This is a genomic window from Streptomyces katrae (assembly GCF_000966975.1).
Lineage (GTDB): Bacteria > Actinomycetota > Actinomycetes > Streptomycetales > Streptomycetaceae > Streptomyces > Streptomyces katrae.
On sequence record NZ_JZWV01000120.1, the window covers coordinates 1 to 2005 of the forward strand.

Consider the following 2005-nt stretch of genomic DNA (forward strand, 5'->3'; position numbering starts at 1 on the left):
CTCTTGGGACAACAGGTCGGGCCAACGGCTCACGGAGTGGGCGCACAGCATGAGCAAGCGCTAAAGCCAGCCCAGCGCCTGGCAGTGCTGGAAGACGCGGCCGTACTCCGAAACCGTGGGGGGCATCAAGACCCAGGGAGTCTGCACGTGGACGATCCAGCCAGCGCAGATTCCTTGCATCCCCTGGGCCGCCCTCAGGGCTTCGACGAGATACACGTGCTTGACCGTGACCAGCCTCGCCTCGGGCTTCTCCACGGGCACGGCTTCGCCCGGATCCTCGGCGCCCAGCAACTGCTCCAGGACCCGCTCCTTGGGCGACACGTCCTTGCGCCGTTTCTTCGGGCCGGAGTTCACCACCTGCTCCAGCGGTGAGAACTCGCTGACCACCGCCGGCTGCGTCTTGCCGAAGCCGTCGTGCCAGTGCTCGATGTAATCGACCGGGCGGAAGGTGACGAGAAGGGCGCGGTACTGCTCGGGCTGGAAGACGTCCTGGGCGATGGTCACGGTCACCTCTCCAGCGTGATCTCCACGCCCGGGAACCGAAAAGAGGCCAAACCGGTGAACGGCTACAGCGGGGCCGAAAGAGTGACGAGAAGGCGTGTCCGCCCGAAGATCCCACCAGCGGATGATCTGGTCGGCGATGTCAGGGCTGCGTGGACACGGTGTCCATGCAGCGCCCTCGGGCCGAGGAGCCGTGGTGAAAATGACCACGGGGGGCGTCGGACCGGACTCAGGTTCCGTTCCGCGACGACCGGACTCGAATCTGGTGACGTCGGCACTACCGACGTCATGGACACGTCAGGGTGCGGCGATCTGCGGCTTCTTCGGGTCGCCGTTCATGGCGACCACGTAGGCACCGAATCCGGTCAGGCGGTAGTTAGTCCTTTTCTGGACACCACCGAGGTCCCCACGCCTTGTAGCTTCCCGGACCCGGGAAACCACTACGTCGGGATCCTGGCCTGTTGCACGGAGGGCGTCCTGGGCGCGCTTGATGACGCCTTCGAAACGCTCCCACTTGTCGTACCCGTACGCGGAACGAAGTTCTCGTGCGTCCCAGTACTCGTTTCCGTTCTCGTCGAACCGGCGAAGTCGGGGCGTGGGATCACCCGTGCGGCTGCGTGACACTCCGAGCGCGTTAGTGATCTCATCTGATGTGAGGCTCTGCGAGACAGAAAGCGCGGCACCTGCCGTGATCGCCGTCGAGACGCAAGTGGTGCGCGTCCTGGGGCCGGAGCGGACGAGGAGTCCGTCAATGCCCCGCGCGAAGAAGATCTCCGAGCCCGCCCCGCTGGTCGGGGACCGCCTCCTCACCCCTGCCGAAACCGCCCGCCGGATCGGGATCGTCCCCGGCACCCTGCGGAACTGGGGAACGGCCGGCAAGGGCCCCCGCCGCTACCGCATGTCGCCCGACTTCGGCGGCCGGGTGCGCTACAGCGAGCACGAGGTGGACGCGTTTGTGGAGGCGGTGAAGGCGGGGGAGCTGGCCCGACCGCCCAAGTCTCCTGCTACATCTGTCCGTTCGCGCGCAGAAGACGCGCAGACGGGAGATGTAGCAGCGTGAACGACCCAGACAAGCCGTACGACCGGTGGCACCTGAGAAATCCCAAGCCCGGGATGAAGAGGTGCCGGTGCGGACGTGACACCTACCCCAGCGCCGAGCATGGGCGGGGTGATCGCTGGCAGGTCCGGTACAACGATCCCCACGGCAAGCCCCGCCGCGAGTCGTTCCCGGACGCCGAGTACGACAGGGCGGCGGACCGGCTCGCCGAGGTCCGCACCGACCTGCGGCGCGGGACGTGGGTGGATCCGGAGGCCGGGAAGATCCTCGCGGTGAAGGCCGCGGAGGAGTGGCTGGAGTGGATCGAGAAGAAGCACGGGGTCGAGAACACTGTCGACACCTACACCAGCCACACCAAGACCCACGTCATCCCGTTCCTGGGGCGGCGCCCGGCCGGCTCCCTGCGCCGCACCGACTCGAACGCCTTCGTGGACGAGCTGATCGGCA

At 66.9% G+C, this 2005-nt stretch carries 3 protein-coding genes and 1 pseudogene; 2 read left to right on the top strand and 2 right to left on the bottom strand.

Translation table 11 applies throughout. From position 1 onward, the window contains the following. Positions 1-60: 60 nt before the first annotated feature. Together VR44_RS06610 and VR44_RS44850 are read right to left on the bottom strand one after the other, a co-directional pair. Positions 61-510 carry a hypothetical protein gene (locus VR44_RS06610; RefSeq protein ID WP_045946435.1) on the bottom strand — a complete coding sequence of 150 codons (450 nt, stop codon included), beginning with the start codon at positions 508-510 and terminating at the stop codon, positions 61-63. 288 nt (positions 511-798) lie between these two features. Continuing rightward, positions 799-1125: a hypothetical protein gene (locus VR44_RS44850; protein WP_157880241.1), complete on the bottom strand. Its 327-nt coding sequence runs from the start codon at positions 1123-1125 to the stop codon at positions 799-801. A 127-nt stretch (positions 1126-1252) separates the two neighbouring features. Here VR44_RS44850 and VR44_RS06615 point away from each other — a divergent pair, with 127 nt between their 5' ends. Together VR44_RS06615 and VR44_RS06620 are read left to right on the top strand one after the other, a co-directional pair. Beyond that, positions 1253-1561: a helix-turn-helix transcriptional regulator gene (locus VR44_RS06615; protein WP_157880242.1), complete on the top strand. Its 309-nt coding sequence runs from the start codon at positions 1253-1255 to the stop codon at positions 1559-1561. Then, positions 1558-2005 (top strand): annotated as a pseudogene (locus VR44_RS06620) (N-terminal phage integrase SAM-like domain-containing protein); the annotation flags it as partial. The gene VR44_RS06615 and the pseudogene VR44_RS06620, both read left to right, overlap by 4 nt.